We start from the raw sequence: 17,611 nt of genomic DNA, 5'->3' as shown, positions 1-17,611 counted from the left end.
GTCATGAGCGAAACCCCCGAACTTTCCGCGATTGTCATTTCCTACAATGGAATGCAATTTTTACCGGAGTGTCTTGAAACATTGACGCGTGATTTGGCCGCGCTCTCGCACGAAATTATCGTAGTTGACAACGGCTCAATTGACAGATCGCCCGATTTTATAAAAAAGCGCTTTCCCCAAATTCGACTTGTTAAAAATGGTAAGAACCTTGGCTTTGCCAAGGCTGTAAACATTGGCTTTGTAGAAGCGCGTGGGAAATATATCTATCTTCTCAACCAAGACCTTCGTTTCCGTCCCGGAAGCACACCGGTGCTTCTTCAGAAATTGAAATCAGATTCTCATATCGGAGCCATCGGACCCAAATTTGTCAATTTCGAAGGGGAACTTCAATGGTCAGTTCGCGCTTTCCCGCGCCACAAACATGTTTTCTATGCCGTTACACTCCTCTCGACACTTTTCCCGCGGCATAAAGAATTTTTATCATGGAAAATGGGCTGGTTCGATCATGAACATGAGCGCGAGGTCGATCAGCCAATGGGCTCGGCTCTCATGATGCCGCGAACAATTGTCAAACTGATAGGTTTCTTTGACGAGAACTTCCCGATATTTTTTAATGATGTCGATTACTGCCGAAGAATCTCGGATGCCGGATACAAACTGCTCTATTTCCCGCAGGCCGTGGTCGAGCATTATGTCGGAGGCTCGACCGGAAGGCGGCCGTATCTGAACGCATGGCGTTCACACAGTTCCATGTTTCGATATCTCAGGAAATATTCACAGCCTATTGAATATCCGATTCTATTATTGAGTGGTTTGCTCTTGATGCTGAGTCTTCCCGCGAAGATGCTTCAACTTTTCATTCAGAGACGATTTACTTCATCAAAATCATTTTTTTAGTTGAAGCAGCGCTTTCGGATTCAAGCCGGTAGAAATAGACGCCGCTCGCAAGCGACAGCCCGTGATTATCACTGCCGTCCCATTCTACGGTGTACGTTCCTGCGCCGAGTGACTTGTCTATTGGTACTGCCACATTCTGTCCGGCGATATTGTAAATAGCGAGCCGAACATGTGATGAAGTTGGCAAATCGAATGAGATTTGAGTCGACGGATTAAACGGATTTGGGTAGTTCTGGTGCAGTGCAAAACTAGTGGGAAGGCCAGACTCGTCATCCGTGTTAACCGATGTGACTATTTGCTCGCGGTATCTTACGAGGGCAATAGTCGCTCTGTCTGAAACCGCAGAGATTGTATACTCAATTGATGGGTCCAGCGGATATTCAAGAATTACAATTCCTCTGCTATCTATTTGATAACTGTTTAGCAATGCACCGTTTTCAGAAAGATAGACCATTCCTTCAATAGGAATGCCTGCAGCACTCACAAGCTGGACGCGAGTGACACTTTCTTCTGCCTCAATGGTCAAATGTATTTTCGCGGGGATTTCTGTGTAGATTCGAACGGTCGGATCTCCGAAATAGTTCTGGCCATATACAAGGTCACGATAATACGCATATGCAGATTGCGATCGGTACATTGCATGGGCAGCTGGCTCGCCGGGGTGGGCAAAGAGCGAGTCGAAAAATGCCTTGTGCAGAAGATGGCTTGAATTCACCCAGCCCCAGCGCGAGTAGGCGACAAAGCCAACTGCCCCGTCTTGTTGGGCAAGAAGGGCCTCGACCATTGTGGGCGAAGTCTTAGTAAATGGCGCGGCGTCCAAATCAAAGCCGCCATTATCGCAGGCCAATGAATAATAAAATGCCGGTTTGTTGGAAGGGGAGAGCGAATCAAAAAGAAGATTGGCATTTGCCTGATCGCGAGTGAGCAGGAACGATTTCGGCCACTGGTTTACTCCGGCTGAGCGGACAACAAAGCCATCGCTCCGGCCATGAGCTATTACATTTACAATTCCATATCCTTTAGAAAATAATGAACCGAGTTCGTCTCCAACTGCATTTGTTGGGGTTAGGTCATCTCCGCGGCTTGCCTCGATTCCGTTTACGGTATCCACATCAACTGTCTGCGGAAATGCTCTTGCAATCCGCGCATGCTGGCCGCCTTCGGAATAATCGCGCATCTGATCCGATGAAAAAAAGAGTGTCCGCCCAAGATATGATCTGTCTTCGTTGCCGGGATTAGTTTGATAGAGGATCAATTTATCGACGTACTGATTCATCTGCTCAATTGAACGAAAAGGCAGCCGACCTACCATCAACTCAGGGTTCTGGTCAGGCTTGTCATGATGCGGCTCCCCCCAGATATTGTCGTTGTCGATGTCCCATTCACCGGTAAGATCGGCAAAATAGAGGTCACAGATCAGCAACTTCATGAGTTCAGGCTGTGAGTTTCGGTTGATATGCGAAGCATACCGTACCGGTATCAGCGTTTCATCCCCCACGAGAAGGACATATTTCCCTTCTGTCGCATGAAAGTCCTTCAGGTACTCGCGAAGTTTTTCTGCGTTATCGCGTCCTAAAAATTCGGAGTCTATCTCTTCAATCTGTTTTATCCGGACATCGTAGCCGGTAGCGACTTTGTAATTTTTCATTCGTTCGCATGCATAGGTAAAGCTCGAATGGGTAATGATGACAAGTTTGCCACGGGTCGTCGCCGAAGCGCTTTGCTCTGGAAACAAAATTCGTGTCTTATTATAGAAATCCGTGGATGGCTTAATATTTTCCGGCGTGATCTCACGATTGCCGATTGAGAACGATAGTGAAGAGTGAAAGTTGATATCATCTGTTTCACTAATCGTGACAGGCAGAACCAATATTTCAAGAAAACGTCTTTCTTCAACTGAAATCTCGCCAAGCAAAAACACCGGTGCACGGCCAAGTTGTGTTTCATCGGAGCTGGCGCCTTCGTCAACCAGGATATCGTCATAACGCGAGTCATCAGCGGTCGGAATATCTATGAGGGGATTCGGAATATTTACGTGTTGTATCACGTTGGTTTCATTGGAAGTGTATGCGAATGCCCGGCTGTTTTCGCCTTCAAGAAGCTCGATAACAAATTTCCGGCCGGAGAGGATTATGCCCCGCCCGACTACAATCGAATCATAATTGTCATATGTATAGTTAGACCCAAAGGTCTCGCTCTTAACCTGGGTTATATCATGAATAATGCTGGCGCGATCCGCTCCTTTCAGGGGAGCTACCGAAAATAACATCAGCACAATATAAAAAAGTACTTTCCTCGTCATATCTAAGCCCGCTGTCTCTGTTTCACTGTGAATCCACTATGGATTTTGCAAATTGACTGCCCCAAACAGGAGGCTGTTTTTAGATTTCTGAAAATCGGCGATTCCGTTGTGCGTGAAAAACTTAGAGAGAAGAGCCTGTCTGGCCGGAAAATTTTTCCGATTTCAACAACTCGAAAACTATGGCTCTAAGTCGATACGAAGACCCCCCTTGATATTTTCTACATTGATGTCAAGAGAAAAGAATTCTAATGTGGGTCGCACAGTAGCATGAGGTTAGAGAATGTGAATTTAATTTCACTTCGTTACCGATTGGAATAATTATAGTTAGCCCCCATCTTTTTTTTTAATCCAATGAAAAAAACAACTTGACTTGAGGTGGGTAAAATGTGATTATAGAGGCAAGTATTGGGTTATAGTGGAGTAAAGTGGAGGAACGCTTGACAGGGTTTTACGGTCAGTATCAGACCACATTGGATGAGAAGGGCCGTTTCTCATTGCCAGCGAAACTCTGAAGCGTAACTGGTTCAGACACATCCCCACTTCTCGACGGCGATGTCGTCCTAACCAAAGGACTCGAAGGTTGTCTCAGTCTTTATCCCGAAGTTGAGTGGGCTGAAATTCAAGAAAGATTATCGACACTCAATTTCACTCAAAAAGATTTTCGATTTTTCAGTCGACGATTTTATTCCGCTGCTGGAGCGGTTTCTCCTGATAAAAACGGAAGAATTCTCATCCCGTCGCATCTCATCGAAGAGGCCCATCTGAAGAAAGACCTGCTTGTGATTGGCGTCAATCGATGGATTGAGATCTGGGATCCGAATCGCTACAAGTATTATCTCGAGCAATACGGCGGAAGTTACGAAGAAGTAGCCGAACGTCTCTTCTCCAGCAATGATCAGTCCCGACAGTAACGACGATGATTTTCCTCACGAAGAGGAAAGCCACCCGCTCGGACACCTGCCAGTTCTGGTTGAGGAAACTGTCAGTCATTTGATTACTGATCCGGATGGAATCTATCTGGATCTGACAGCCGGAGGCGGAGGACATTTGAAAGCCCTGGCAGACAAGCTAAGCCCCGAGGCGCGGCTCTATGGAATGGACAAAGACAAGACGGCACTAGCGAGGGCAAAAGCCCGGCTTGCCGGGGCAAAACAGGAAGTTAAACTTTTCACCGGTTCGTTTGGAAACATGGACGCTTTCACCGCCGCAATGAGCCTGAGCCAAGTTAATGGCATTCTTTTGGATCTTGGACTCTCGTCATACCAACTTGATGATCCCTCGCGCGGTTTCTCTTTCCGTTTTGACTCTCCTCTCGATATGCGTTTTGATCTGAGTTCGATAGTAACCGCCGAAGAACTTGTCAATACACTTTTCACGTCCGAACTCATAGATATTTTTCGTACCTATGGCGAAGAGAAGCAAGCAGTTAAGATTGCCCGAGCGATTGTTGACTCACGCGTGATTGCTCCGATCTCTACCACAATCCAGCTAAATAAAGTCATCTTGAGTGTTGTTCGGCCCCCTCATCAGAATAAAACACTGGCCCGAGTCTATCAGGCTTTGCGCATTGTCGTAAATGGAGAACTCGATGCAGTTGATGCAGTTCTCCCGGCCAGTCTCAAAATGTTGAAATCCGGAGGGCGTGTGGCAGTGATAACATATCATTCACTCGAAGATCGCCGTGTCAAACAATTCATCCGAGTCGAAAGCAATCCTCCTTGTATCTGCCCGCCGTCGTTTCCCGTCTGTGTGTGCAATCCCACGCCAAGGCTCCGCAAAGTGACACGAAAATCAATTACGCCTTCCGATTTGGAATTGCAATCTAATTCCCGTTCCAGCTCGGCGAGGCTTCGGGTTGCGGAGAAAATATGAGTTCGATAAACTCTGTCCGGCAATTCAAAGAAACCGTTGAACTGCGTTCACCGCTGATAACTCGCATTCGTGCACACCGTTACTTTCCCTTCGCGCTCATGGCAATGGCAATTCTTGGCGTGGCTTGCATCCATATCTGGCAAAGGGTTATGGTCATAGAACTTGCAAAAGAAGTTGGCCAGTTACGTAATGAAAATAAAAGCCTGCTCGATGACACCAAAAAAGTAAACAGCGATATATCCGCGTTGTCCATGACCGGTCGGATTCAGTCCTATGCAACCGACAGTCTTGGTATGCAGTCGGTTACCGCCGATAAGCTCTACACGCTTATAGATAACACTCAAGCTGAGGAACAGCCCGATGAGTTTGCGGTGTTGGTGAATTCGCTCAAACGCGTTATGGATTATCTGCCTGTGAACGCCGAAGCGCAAGCTGTGTCAAACGACCTTCGCCCCATAATTTTTGATACAACCGCGGTAAAGGAGCAGACTAAATGAAGCGGACGCGGCAGGAGAATATCCGGCTTGGGATTTTATTCTGCGGAATTGTTCTTTTCTTTGGGGTCGTGATAGCGCGCCTTGTGCAGCTGCAGATCTTTCTTGCGCCAAAATACAGCGAAATGGTAGCACGGCAGTCCTCTGGTTCGGTTGAAATTCCAGCCGAGCGTGGAGTTATTTTTGATCGCAACGGAACCGTCGTTGCAAAAAATGTTATAGGAACTTCGCTTTGCGCCCGTCCTAAAAACGAAGCCGAAGTTGCTGAAGCCGCGCGGTTTATCGACAAATTATTCACCTATAAATCGGGCACGGCGCTAAAAGAGTTTGCGCTGTCCCCGCTTAAATTCCGCTATATAAAGAGAAATCTAAATCTGGAGCAGATCGTCCGTCTCAAAGATGATATTCCTGCAGGACTCTTTCTCCGTAACGAACCGCTTCGTCAGTACCCATTCGGGTTGGTGGGTAAACAGATACTCGGATTTACTGATATTGACAATAACGGGCAGTCGGGCTTTGAGTTAGCCTATGACTCGATTCTGACCGGTATTCCTGGTAAAGCTGATTTCCAGCGCGATGGACTCTCAAAAGCGTTTCGCATATCCGAGCAAGCGCTTGTCAAACCAATACCCGGGCGTGGAATGGTCCTGACTATTGATTGGCAATTTCAGGAAATTGTTGAGCAGGAACTTCGCGCGGCAGTTGATTCTTTCAAAATAAAATCCGGAATGGCGGTCTTTCTCGACTGTACAAACGGTGATATACTCGCTATGGCACATTTCGATAAATCAGAAACCAATCCCGAGCGCCCGACAAAGCTCAAAGCAATATCGGACCAATTTGAGCCAGGTTCGTCTGCCAAAGCCTTCACAGCGGCGGCGGCGCTCGACGCCCACACAATACGGCCGTTTGACCTTGTCTACTGCGAAAAAGGGGCATGGCGACTTGGACGCAAGGTATTGCATGATGCCAAACAATATGAATATCTAACCTTTACCGATGTCATTGCCAAATCAAGCAATATCGGCGTCGGTAAAGTCGCCGTAGAACTTGGAGGCGAAGAACTCTATCAAGCCTTTCTGCGTTTTGGCCTGGGAACAAAAATAAAATGCGGACTTCCTGGTGAGACGCGCGGAAGTCTGCCGCGTCCTAACCGATGGTCGGAGCACACGACTGCGACTCTGGCGATGGGGCACGCTGTGGCGGTGAACGCTCTGCAAATGGCGACCGCTTTTGCCGCAATCGCCAACGGTGGTGATTTGCTGCATCCCAGATTAATCCAAGGCGAGGTCGATCATACAGGTTTGTTCACAAAACAAGGCGAGCGCGAAGTTGTAGGGCGGGCCTTCGAGCCGGAGACACGCGCGTATCTGCATGGTATCCTCCGCGCCGTAGTCGAACATGGGACAGGTAAAAAGGCGAATAGTCCGCAGGTTGCCATTGCTGGAAAAACCGGCACACCCCAGCTTATAGATCAGGAGACCGGCGCCTATTCACACAACCGCTATCTGGGTTGTTTCGCCGGTTTCTTCCCGTATGAAAAACCGGTTATCGCGGGAATTGTAGTGCTCGAGGAATTCGATCGTGAAACCGAAGCCGGTGCTACCGCCGCTCCGACATTCGGACGCATAGCCGAACGGTTCACGGTTGCCAACCCTGACATATTCACCGTGCCCGAACGGACTCTTCACGCACGAACGACAACAAGGAAATCTATTTTCACAACTCCGGACTTTACTGGTCAGACTCTTTTTTCTTCACATAAGCTCGCCGCAAGCCGGGGGATTACCCTGCGATGTTCCGCCGCTGAGGGGACGGTAATATGGCAGTTTCCACCGGCTGAGCGGCCTATTCATGAAGGAGAAAATCTGTTGGTAGTCGTGAGAGAATCAGACGGCACCATGCGTCTTGCTGACCTGCAAGGGTTATCTATCCAGGCGGCCTCGGCCTATCTCAGCTTTATCGGAATGGATTTCCTGTTTTCCGGTTCGGGGTCGGTGTTTTCGCAGTCCATTCTTGCAGGCGAATTAGCTTTGAAGGAATCTCTCTGTCGTATCCAATGCCGACCTAAATGGGGAGTGTCCCATTAAACTCAGTCAACTAATTGATGGAGTCGCTGATGCGGCGCTCGTTGGTGATCCAAATCTTGAAATCGATGCCATCGAATATGATTCACGCCTGCTCAAACCGAACGGACTTTTTTTCGCCGTGACAGGCTATAAAGTTGATGGTTACGACTATATAAAATCTGCAATGAATAACGGCGCAGTGGCAGTCATGGGAGAGCGCGCAACAACAACTGAAGTAGAGAATTATATTTGCGTTCCCAATATCAGGAAGGCCATGTCGGATGTGGCCGCGCGTTTTTACGATTTCCCCGGCAAACGACTGAAATGTCTTGGTGTCACCGGCACAAACGGCAAAACGACGACTTCGTATATGCTCAAAAAAATTCTTGAAGCTGAGCGCAAAGCGGTCGGACTCATGACGACCCTGACCTATGATACTGGCAAAGAAGTTTTCGAAGCTGAGAGGACGACTCCGGAATCGCTCGATATGCAGCGGCTTTTGTATTTAATGCGAACCAATGGCCGCACACATGCCGTGCTCGAAGTTTCCTCACACGCCCTTGTGCTCCATCGGGTGGATAATATCGATTTCAATGTGGTGGTCTTTACCAATTTCACCCGCGACCACCTTGATTTTCATGAGACAATGGAAAACTATTTTGCCGCCAAGGCATCCCTTTTGAATAAACTGAGCGGGCCATACTCGTATGTTGTGCTCAATCTCGATGTGCCTGAATTTCAACCGCTCTTTGGGCAGGTTGAAGGCTCGTATGTTACATATTCTCTTTCGAATCCAAAAGCCGATGTCTATTGCTCGGAGTTTGAACTCCGGCCGGAGCGAACAATTTTTGACCTTGTCACAGCCCTCGGCACACGCACAATCGATCTGCAGCTTCCCGGACGATTTAATCTGACAAACGCTATTGCCGCGGCGGCCGGAGGTCTGGCAAGCGGAGTCGATCTGGATAATGTTGTCAAAGGACTCGAAGAGATGCGTCCGATCCCCGGACGCCTCAACCCGATCGATTTCGGCCAACCATTCGCAGTCTATGTCGACTATGCCCACACACCTGATGCGATAGTGAGCCTGTGCAAGTCCGTCCGGGAAATTTCTAAAGGAAAACTTTTACTTCTTTTTGGATGCGGGGGAGATAGGGATCGCGGTAAACGTCCGCTCATGGGAGCCGCCGCAACAACATCGGCCGATTATGTTCTGGTGACTTCAGATAATCCGCGAAATGAAACCCCAGCCGCGATTATTGATGAAATCCGCCACGGTCTTCAGGGCAGTTGCCACGAAATTGAACCCGATCGGAAAACAGCGATCGAGAAGATTTTAAAAATGGCAAAACCGGGCGATGCTGTGCTTCTGGCTGGCAAAGGGGCCGAGCCGTATCAGGAAATTAATAGTGTGAAATATCCCTTCAGCGACCGTGAGACGGTCGAATCGTTGCTGGGGAAAATGGGCTTCACCTTTCACCAGTACGTGTCAGGGGAGAGGTGATCAGCTTGAATTTTGATCAACTTGCAGCTGCAACCGGCGGGACCCTTCTCAAAAGTCCCCACACTCAGAAAAGTTTCATGGGCGTTTCTATCGACAGTCGGACAGTAAAACCCGGCGAACTGTTTATCGCGCTCAAAGGAGAACGCGTCGACGGTCATCAGTATATCGATCAAGCGCTAACACGCGGCGCAGGTGGTATTATAGCCGAGTTCAACTTTCCCCGTTTGAGCGAATTTGAATCAGTCTCGCCGATTGTCACTGTTCAAAACAGCTATGAAGCGATGCTTAAGTTATCAGCTACGTACCGCGACAGCATTAATGTCCGCCGTATTGGCATAAGCGGCTCAAATGGGAAGACGACCACAAAAGAAATCAGCTATCAGTTATTAAATGCGGTCGAACCGAACACCTACCGCTCACCGGGCAACCTCAACAACCTTTTCGGCGCGCCTATGGCGATATTCGCGATGCCGTCGCAGACAAAGCTTGCCGTCATGGAAATGGGCGTATCGCTTCCAGGCGAGATGAGTCAGCTTGCGGAAATAGTACAACCGCATATAGTTGCCATTACCAATGTCGCAGTTTCGCACCTTGAATTCCTGCAAACAATAGAAGGCGTTTTAAAAGAAGAAGTTTCACTTGTTGAGTCGTTGCCAAACAGCGCGCCTGTGGTTGTCAACGGCGACGACCTATTGCTTGTCAATGAAATTAAAAAAATCCGTCCCGATGCAGTTACCTTCGGTGTGAAGAACATAGCAGCCTTCATGCCTGACTTCGTAAAGTCTCGGGCTTCAGGCGGATCGCTTATTGTAATCGAAGGAGATCAATTCAATATGACGCTCTTCGGCGATCACCAAGTCTACAACCTGCTTGCAGGATATGCGGTAGCAAAAACCCTTGGGTATACCTTCGATGCTGTGGATACTTCAAAAATTGAATTCTCCACTGCCCCAATGCGCGGACAGACGGTTACGATCGACAATACCACTTACATAGTTGATTGTTACAACGCCAATCCCGATTCTGTCCGCTCGGGACTTATCTCTTTTGAAAAAATCAAATCGACCGGACGACGGGTAATTGTTTTGGGCGACATGCTGGAACTTGGCGAGAACGAAGTCGAGTATCACCGCGAAATCGGTCAGCTCTTATCCGAACTACATTTCGACCAGATAGTGCTTGTCGGCCCGCTTTCGAGACATATCCTCGACAAAGCCCTTGAGCATGGAATATCTGGAAACAAACTCCTACATTTCAAAAACGCAGCCGAGGCTGCAATTGGTCTGAAATCCATCGTCAACTCCGGTGACATAGTCTATCTAAAAGCCTCGCGTGGTGTGGGTCTTGAGGCAATAGTGGACGCGGTTCAATTGAAACAGGGAGCAAAATCCTAATGTTGTACCATTTGCTCTATCCGCTCTCAGAACAGATTAGCGGTTTCAACCTCTTCCGCTATATCACTTTTCGCACCGCGGGCGCGACCGTTACGGCGCTGATAATTTGTTTGATTCTCGGGCCGCTCTTTATTCGTCTTTTGCAAAAGTATCAGGTCAAAGAGAATATCCGCGAAGAGGGACCAGCCACACACAAGAAAAAAGCCGGCACACCCACAATGGGCGGCCTTATTATTCTTGCCGGAATAGTCATTCCGACTCTTCTCTGGGCGAACCTGACAAACTTCTACGTGCTTATGGTTTTAATGGTAACCGTTTGGCTTGGAGCGCTCGGATTTCTTGATGATTATCTCAAAGCGATCAAACGACAGCCCAAAGGACTTGTGGCGCGCAAGAAGCTCATCGGACAACTCATCCTCGGCACACTTTTCACAGTCGGGCTGTTTTATTTCGCGCCAGAAGGGTGGTACGATGGGGTCACCAGTATTCCATTCCTGAAAGATTACGTGCTGAACCTCGGTATACTCTTCGGACCGTTTGTCGTTCTTGTATTGACCGGCTCCTCGAATGCGGTCAATCTCACCGACGGACTCGACGGGCTTGCAATCGGTCTATGTGCTCTCTGCTTTATGGCATTCGGCGGACTGGTGTATGTCTCAGGACGGCTCGACTGGTCTCACTATCTGCAGATTCAGTATTTCCCCGGAAGCGGTGAACTTGCCATTTTCTGCGGCGCGGCTATTGGCTCAGCGTTGGGATTTCTCTGGTTTAATTCGCATCCTGCCCAGGTTTTCATGGGTGACACTGGCTCGCTGGCCCTTGGCGGCGCACTGGGCGCAATAGCAATTCTGGTTAAAAAAGAACTGCTGTTGGTAATTGTCGGAGGTGTCTTCGTGGTCACGGCTCTGTCGGTTATCATTCAGATTTTATCATATCGCTATCGCGGTGGAAAACGGGTTTTCAAAATGGCACCGCTCCATCATCATTTTGAACTCTCGGGCTGGCATGAATCAAAAGTAGTTATCCGGTTTTGGATAGTCGGCGCAATGTGCGCCTTGTTGACCTTGGCAACATTGAAGGTACGATGACCCTCGAAGAACGCATACTCGGACGAAATATCGGCATCATTGGGATGGCCCGCTCCGGCATGGCTGTTGCCCGGCTGGCTCTTCGCCGCGGCGGGAAACCATATGTCTCTGATTCCGCTCTTGAGTCAAAGGTTCTGTCTCAGACTGTTGAACTAACCAAGCTCGGCATTTCGTATGAAACGGGCGGCCACACCGAGCGGCTACTTCAGAGCGACTACATTATCGTCTCGCCGGGAGTACCTCTGTCACTTGAGATTTTACAGCAGGCCCGCACCAGAGGCATCCCGGTCTTTTCAGAACTTGAGTTTGGCTCGTGGGTCTGTCGCGGTAAAATAATTGCCATAACCGGCACAAACGGCAAAACCACCACGACCACACTCATCGGCGATATACTCAAAGCCGCCGGACACGAAGCTTTTATCTGCGGGAATATCGGGTTGCCGCTTTCCGAAATCGCCGACCAGATTAACGACAACGCATATGCGGTCGTTGAAGCCTCGAGCTTTCAACTTGAAACTATAGCCGATTTCAAACCCCATGTCGCGCTCCTGCTCAATCTTACTTCGGATCATCTGGACTGGCATGGCGGCTTTGAAAACTACAAAAAGGCAAAATACCGAATCACAGAAAACCAGAACGCAGACAACTATTTTATTGTCAATAAAGGGGACGCCGAAATATCATCCGACAACCCGGCCAGTTCGGCTCGGAAAATCTACTTCTCGACCGTTCCTTTAATCGAGTCAGACATTGTCGTGCGCGATGGCTCGCTCTGTGTTAAAAAAGACGGCCAGCTCGTCCAAGTCCTGAGCGCCAAAGACATTCTCATCCCTGGCCCGCACAATTTGCAGAATGCCGCCGCCGCCCTGGCGGTCGGAGTCGCGCTTGGGCTTTCGCTTTCAACCGTGGCACTCGTTCTCAAAAGATTCCCCGGTGTGGAGCATAGACTTGAACGGGCCGGAAGGGTCGCGGGGGTCAATTTTATCAATGATTCCAAAGCGACCAATGTCGATTCGGTTTGTTACGCGCTCAAATCAGTCGAGCAACCGATTGTTCTTATTTGCGGTGGACGCGACAAGGGGGGGAGCTACGCTCCTATGATAGAGGCCGGTAGGGGCAAAGTAAAAGGGCTGATCGCGATAGGCGAAGCTAAAGAAAAGATATTTGTGGCGCTCGCCAAATCATTCTCAACACAGTTTGCCAGCTCATTGGAAGAAGCCGTCATCACAGCCTTTGAATTGGCTATGCCCGGCGATACGGTGCTTCTCTCGCCGGGCTGTTCCTCGTTTGATATGTTTGAAAATTTTGAACACCGTGGCCGTGCCTTCAAAGCGGCTGTCGCCGGACTTCGTAACGGAAAGAAGAGCAATGAAAAAATCTCCGGCTGAAACACGATTCGATGAGGGACTGCTCATTGCCTATTTGGGAGTACTCATTATCGGCATTGTCATGGTCTATTCGTCGTCATCGATTATAGCTGAAAGCCGTTATGGTTCGCATTTGTATTTTTTCAAAAGTCAATTCGTGTGGGCCTTGATGTCGCTTGGGGCGATATTTCTAATTCTTAAACTCGATTTGCAACGACTCGCAATCTATTCAGTCCCCGCATTACTGCTCACCATGATCGCCTTGCTTGCGGTGTTTGTCATGCCTGCGCGAAACGAAGCCCAGCGCTGGCTCATGCTTGGCCCGCTCACAGTGCAGCCATCTGAGTTTTTCAAGTTTCTGCTTATCGTGTTTCTGGCGTTCTCGTTGTCGAATCCCAAAAGAAATATTGCCGATGTCAGACAGCTTATCATGCCCTATGCCCCGATTATCGGTGTCGGGCTGGGGCTAATATTGCTTCAGCCAAACCTCGGTACGGTTTTAGTGGCGGGTATAACCGCGCTCGGCATCTTCTTTCTCGCCGGAGCGCGCATTCGTCACCTGCTGACAGCCGGTCTGCCGCTGGTTGGAACTGCACTGCTGGTGATATTTGTCATCGGTTACAAAAAAGCGCGTGTCATGAGCCATTTGGCCGCTGTCTCTGATCCGCTTACGGGGAGCTATCAGGTAAAACAGTCGGCATTGACACTCGGCGCAGGCGGGCTAATGGGGACGGGACTTGGCGAAGGAACCCAAAAGCTCTGGTTTCTGCCGTATCCTTATACTGATTTTATATTCGCCGCTGCCGGACAGGAAATTGGTTTTGTTGGTTTACTTGTGGTACTTGGCGCGCTTCTCTACATATATCGCGGCTGTAAAATTGCCGCGGGACAGCCGGATAAATTTGGATTCCTTCTCGCCGCAGGCTTGACATGGTCGCTCTTTGTAAACATTGCCATTAATATCGGTATGGTGACTGCCATCCTGCCAGTAACCGGAATTGCGTTGCCCTTTATCTCGTATGGCGGGTCGTCGCTTTTAGTTTCAAGCGCGGCCATTGGCGTATTGCTCAATCTCTCTCGTAGGGTTACAGTTCGATGAACCCTACCAATCGTCCACTCAAATTGATTTTTGCCGGAGGAGGCACCGGCGGCCATCTTTATCCTGCGATAGCTATAGCTGATCGCATAAAGGAAATGCTCCAAGGTCATCAATCGGTCGACATTCTTTTTGTCGGGACAAAACGCGGGATCGAATATCGCATCAAAGACAATCTCGGCTACCCACTGCATCTCATCAATGTTCGCGGCTTGGTGCGGTCGCTCACCCTAAAGAATCTGCTCGTTCCGTTCCTCTTTATCGGAGCCTTGATCAAAGCGGGAGCGCTCATGAAACAGTTTTCTCCAGATATCGTCATCGGCACCGGGGGATATGTCTCCCTCCCTGTTCTTAGAGCGGCTGTTTCAAAAAAAATCAAGACTGTCATTCAGGAACAAAATTCGTTCCCGGGTATAGCCACCCGTCAGCTTGCCGCTCATGCCGAGTGCGTCTATTTGGGATTTGCCGAAGCCAAAAGCATGCTTTCAGATTCGTCACACACCGTCTTCACAGGCAATCCCGTACGCAGCACGATTTCTCAGGGGGACCGAGCCGATGCAATCAAAGCATTCAAGCTGGATCCACAGAAGAAGACAATCCTTATTCTCGGCGGCTCACAGGGGGCCCGAGCTATCAACAACGCAATTTTACACAGTTCAAAAACTCATGCTATTAACAACAACTATCAGTTGTTGTGGCAAACTGGAAAAAGGGACTACTCGGATGTAGTCGCCACTGCGGGTGAAGCCGTTGGGATTCACGCCCTTTTCCCATTTGAAAACCGTATGCCGCTCGTCTATGCCGCGGCTGATCTAGTTATCGCTCGCGCCGGAGCGCTCACACTGGCCGAGCTCGAGGCCTGCGAACTGCCGGCCATTCTCATCCCGTACCCCTATGCGGCAGGCGACCATCAGAGGAAGAACGCGATTGCGTTCGTGGAACGAGGATGCGCTGAGGTTATCGAAGAATCCGAGCTTGAGTGTGATGATCTGCTCAGCCGCGCTGTTGCTTTACTCGAATCAGATCGCGCTCAGAAAATGAAAGCGGCACTACATCTGAGCAATCAAAATAGACGTCCTGCGGTCGATCTTATAGCCGAGGATATTTTGTCACGAATCGAAACTACGTCACGTCGACAGGTTGTAACCGGAGGAGCGAATTGAAAATTGAAACAGCCCCACACACGACACTCAAACCCTTTGCTTGTGATACACTTATGTTCGGCAAGATAAAGAAACTCTACTTCGTGGGAATTGGCGGAGCCGGTATGTCAGGTATCGCCGAGATTTTGCACAACCTCGGATACACCGTTTCCGGATCTGACAGCATGCCGAGTGAAGTAACCGAATATCTTGCAAAGCTTGGCTTAACTGTCTATGCCGACCATCGTTCCGCTAATGTGAGCGATGTCGATGTCGTGGTCATTTCGTCCGCCGTCGGCGAGAACAATCCCGAAGTGATCGAGGCCCGTCGACGCGGCATTCCTGTTATCAAAAGGGCTGAAATGCTCGGCGAACTGATGCGACTTAAATTCTCCATCGGAATCGCAGGCACACACGGGAAGACAACAACAACATCGATGATAGGCCGTATCCTTCGCGAAGCCCGCCTCAATCCAACTCTCATTGTGGGCGGAATTGTGGCTGAACTTGGCACTGGCGCAACATTAGGTTCGGGCGACTATCTTGTCGCCGAAGCCGATGAATACGATCGCTCGTTTCTGGCAATGTTTCCTTCGATGGCCGTAGTCCTGAATGTCGAAGCCGATCATCTGGATTGCTATCGCGACCTCGACGACCTTAAAGAAGCCTTTTTGACATATATCAACCGCGTCCCATTTTACGGCTCGGCAATTATCTCCGCCGACGATCCGGCTCTGGGGGCTATCAGGTCGCGGATAAGCCGCCCGCACAAGTCATTTGGATTTTCAGTTGATGCCGATTTCCACGCGGTCGATATAAAAATTGAATCAGAGCGAAGTACATTCTCGGTCTACCAGGGTGGTGATTTGCTTGGTGAGATAATTCTCCGAGTTCCCGGGCGACATAACATTGCCAATGCTTTAGCGGCGACCGCGACAGCGGTGGAACTTGGCGTATCATTTCCGACAATTGCCGATGCCTTGCGCGGATTTACCGGGGTAGGACGGCGTTTTGAGCGAATAGGCGAAGTAAAAAATGTGCTGGTGATAGATGATTATGCCCATCACCCCACAGAAATTCATGCCACTCTCAGTACGGCAAAAGAAACTTTGGGCAGGCGGGTTATCGCTGTCTTTCAGCCGCACCTGTATAGCCGCACAAGAGATTTCGCGGCTGATTTTGCCCGGCAGCTTGCCATCGCCGACAAGACAATTTTGACTGATATCTACCCGGCGCGTGAACTGCCGATTCCGGGAGTGACATCGGAACTTATCCGTGACGAAGCCAAAAAGCTGGGACTTGGTGATTTTGTCTGTGTCGGGACAAAAGAAAACGCCATAACAGAAATCGCGCGAATTGTAAGGCCGGGCGATGCTATTTTAATAATCGGCGCCGGTTCAATTACTCACATCAAACACCCCGTGTTGGAGAAACTCCGCGAGATACTCTAATATGACTTTCGGCAGGATTTTGAAATTCATTGTTGTTGGACTCACACTGGCCGGACTTGCGCTCATCGGGCTTATTCATTTCACGGAAATTGCCACACTCAAAGCTGTAACTTTGGATGATGAGCCGCTGCTTGACTGGTCAAACCGCTTTTCGCTGTCACATGATAAAATGCTTCTCCAACAGCCGCTTGATGAAATGGCGAAAGAAATCATGAGCCGCAAAGGAGTCGTAAAGGTAGATATTGACTACATTCTTCCTTCCAAACTTCAAATCAGGACTAATGAGTTTACTTCTTTGTCGCTGGTCGTCGATAAAGTGAGCGGTGTCATGCGCGGTGTAACCGCCGAAGGGCGAGTTGTAAAATTGTCAGAGTCATTCTCCGATTGGGATCAGCCGGTAATGACCAACGTCCTTTCCGGAACGCTCTATCGCTACTGCGAGGATAGCCGCGTTCGAATGGTTATTCCGCAACTGCTCAAACTTGAGCAGGAGAATTCGAGTATCTACAGAGATATTTCTGAAATAGACTTTGGGTCTTCTGAGATGCTCCAGGTGAAATTTGCGTCGTTTCCGGTCAGGGTCAAAGTCATCGAGACCGAGTTCTATTCACAGATAGTTTCCTTTTCAAATTTTATGGAGCAGTTTACACCCCCAACAGACAGCACTGTTGCTTATGATGCCCGCTTTGAGGGAATCGTTATCAGAGTCGCCCAGGACACGATTCCCGATACGACCAAAGAAAGCTTTGCTGCTTTTGAAATAATTGATAGTATTGCTGATTCGACCGTCATCGTGGCAGCAGCAACTATACCCGCAGTCTCAAACGCCAAAATTACTCCAACACACGCAAAAAAAACTTCCAATAAACCGATTTCAAAAACGCCCAAGAAGAAAACAAACAGCAGAAAAACATTGGAAGGAAACCGCGGATAAA

General features: G+C 49.1%; 13 protein-coding genes. 12 read left to right on the top strand and 1 reads right to left on the bottom strand.

Translation table 11 applies throughout. The features are described from left to right. Nucleotides 1–3: 3 nt before the first annotated feature. On the top strand, nucleotides 4–897 hold the full coding sequence (locus SGI97_07205; protein ID MDZ4723675.1) for a glycosyltransferase family 2 protein: 894 nt from the start codon (nucleotides 4–6) through the stop codon (nucleotides 895–897). On the opposite strand, the gene SGI97_07200 is transcribed toward SGI97_07205, so the two are convergent. Next, the gene (locus SGI97_07200) at nucleotides 872–3,199 is read right to left on the bottom strand and encodes a C25 family cysteine peptidase (protein MDZ4723674.1); all 2,328 of its coding nucleotides are present in this window, start codon (nucleotides 3,197–3,199) and stop codon (nucleotides 872–874) included. The genes SGI97_07205 and SGI97_07200 overlap by 26 nt on opposite strands. A gap of 891 nt (nucleotides 3,200–4,090) precedes the next feature. On the opposite strand from SGI97_07200, the gene rsmH reads away from it, so the two are divergent. The 11 genes from rsmH to SGI97_07145 are packed head-to-tail and all read left to right on the top strand — an operon-like array spanning nucleotide 4,091 to nucleotide 17,610. Continuing rightward, nucleotides 4,091–5,071, top strand: coding sequence for a 16S rRNA (cytosine(1402)-N(4))-methyltransferase RsmH (rsmH, locus tag SGI97_07195; protein MDZ4723673.1), 981 nt, complete (start codon nucleotides 4,091–4,093; stop codon nucleotides 5,069–5,071). Beyond that, a complete protein-coding gene (locus tag SGI97_07190) occupies nucleotides 5,068–5,568 on the top strand; it encodes a hypothetical protein (GenBank protein ID MDZ4723672.1) in 501 nt (166 codons plus the stop codon). The genes rsmH and SGI97_07190 overlap by 4 nt, the downstream gene beginning before the upstream one ends. Continuing rightward, complete coding sequence (locus tag SGI97_07185) at nucleotides 5,565–7,655, top strand: penicillin-binding transpeptidase domain-containing protein (GenBank protein ID MDZ4723671.1); 2,091 nt, start codon at nucleotides 5,565–5,567, stop codon at nucleotides 7,653–7,655. The genes SGI97_07190 and SGI97_07185 overlap by 4 nt, the downstream gene beginning before the upstream one ends. Next, a complete protein-coding gene (locus SGI97_07180; GenBank protein MDZ4723670.1) occupies nucleotides 7,651–9,138 on the top strand; it encodes a UDP-N-acetylmuramoyl-L-alanyl-D-glutamate--2,6-diaminopimelate ligase in 1,488 nt (495 codons plus the stop codon). Before SGI97_07185 ends, SGI97_07180 begins: the two co-directional genes overlap by 5 nt. A gap of 5 nt (nucleotides 9,139–9,143) precedes the next feature. After that, the gene (murF, locus tag SGI97_07175; protein MDZ4723669.1) at nucleotides 9,144–10,532 is read left to right on the top strand and encodes a UDP-N-acetylmuramoyl-tripeptide--D-alanyl-D-alanine ligase; all 1,389 of its coding nucleotides are present in this window, start codon (nucleotides 9,144–9,146) and stop codon (nucleotides 10,530–10,532) included. Continuing rightward, on the top strand, nucleotides 10,532–11,620 hold the full coding sequence (gene mraY / locus SGI97_07170) for a phospho-N-acetylmuramoyl-pentapeptide-transferase (protein ID MDZ4723668.1): 1,089 nt from the start codon (nucleotides 10,532–10,534) through the stop codon (nucleotides 11,618–11,620). The genes murF and mraY overlap by 1 nt, the downstream gene beginning before the upstream one ends. Continuing rightward, nucleotides 11,581–13,008: a UDP-N-acetylmuramoyl-L-alanine--D-glutamate ligase gene (gene murD / locus SGI97_07165; protein MDZ4723667.1), complete on the top strand. Its 1,428-nt coding sequence runs from the start codon at nucleotides 11,581–11,583 to the stop codon at nucleotides 13,006–13,008. The genes mraY and murD overlap by 40 nt, the downstream gene beginning before the upstream one ends. Further along, nucleotides 12,989–14,086, top strand: coding sequence for a putative peptidoglycan glycosyltransferase FtsW (locus SGI97_07160; GenBank protein ID MDZ4723666.1), 1,098 nt, complete (start codon nucleotides 12,989–12,991; stop codon nucleotides 14,084–14,086). The genes murD and SGI97_07160 overlap by 20 nt, the downstream gene beginning before the upstream one ends. Further along, complete coding sequence (gene murG, locus SGI97_07155) at nucleotides 14,083–15,246, top strand: undecaprenyldiphospho-muramoylpentapeptide beta-N-acetylglucosaminyltransferase (GenBank protein ID MDZ4723665.1); 1,164 nt, start codon at nucleotides 14,083–14,085, stop codon at nucleotides 15,244–15,246. Before SGI97_07160 ends, murG begins: the two co-directional genes overlap by 4 nt. After that, nucleotides 15,243–16,676, top strand: a complete 1,434-nt coding sequence (gene murC / locus SGI97_07150) for a UDP-N-acetylmuramate--L-alanine ligase (GenBank protein MDZ4723664.1) — start codon at nucleotides 15,243–15,245, stop codon at nucleotides 16,674–16,676. The genes murG and murC overlap by 4 nt, the downstream gene beginning before the upstream one ends. Nucleotide 16,677: 1 nt before the next feature. Then, the gene (locus tag SGI97_07145) at nucleotides 16,678–17,610 is read left to right on the top strand and encodes a hypothetical protein (GenBank protein MDZ4723663.1); all 933 of its coding nucleotides are present in this window, start codon (nucleotides 16,678–16,680) and stop codon (nucleotides 17,608–17,610) included. The last annotated feature ends 1 nt before the right edge of the window (nucleotide 17,611 follow it).

The organism is Candidatus Zixiibacteriota bacterium (genome assembly GCA_034439475.1).
GTDB lineage: Bacteria > Zixibacteria > MSB-5A5 > GN15 > FEB-12 > JAWXAN01.
The sequence above is the reverse complement of the archived record's forward strand: the minus strand, read 5'-3'. Positions and strand labels throughout refer to the sequence as shown.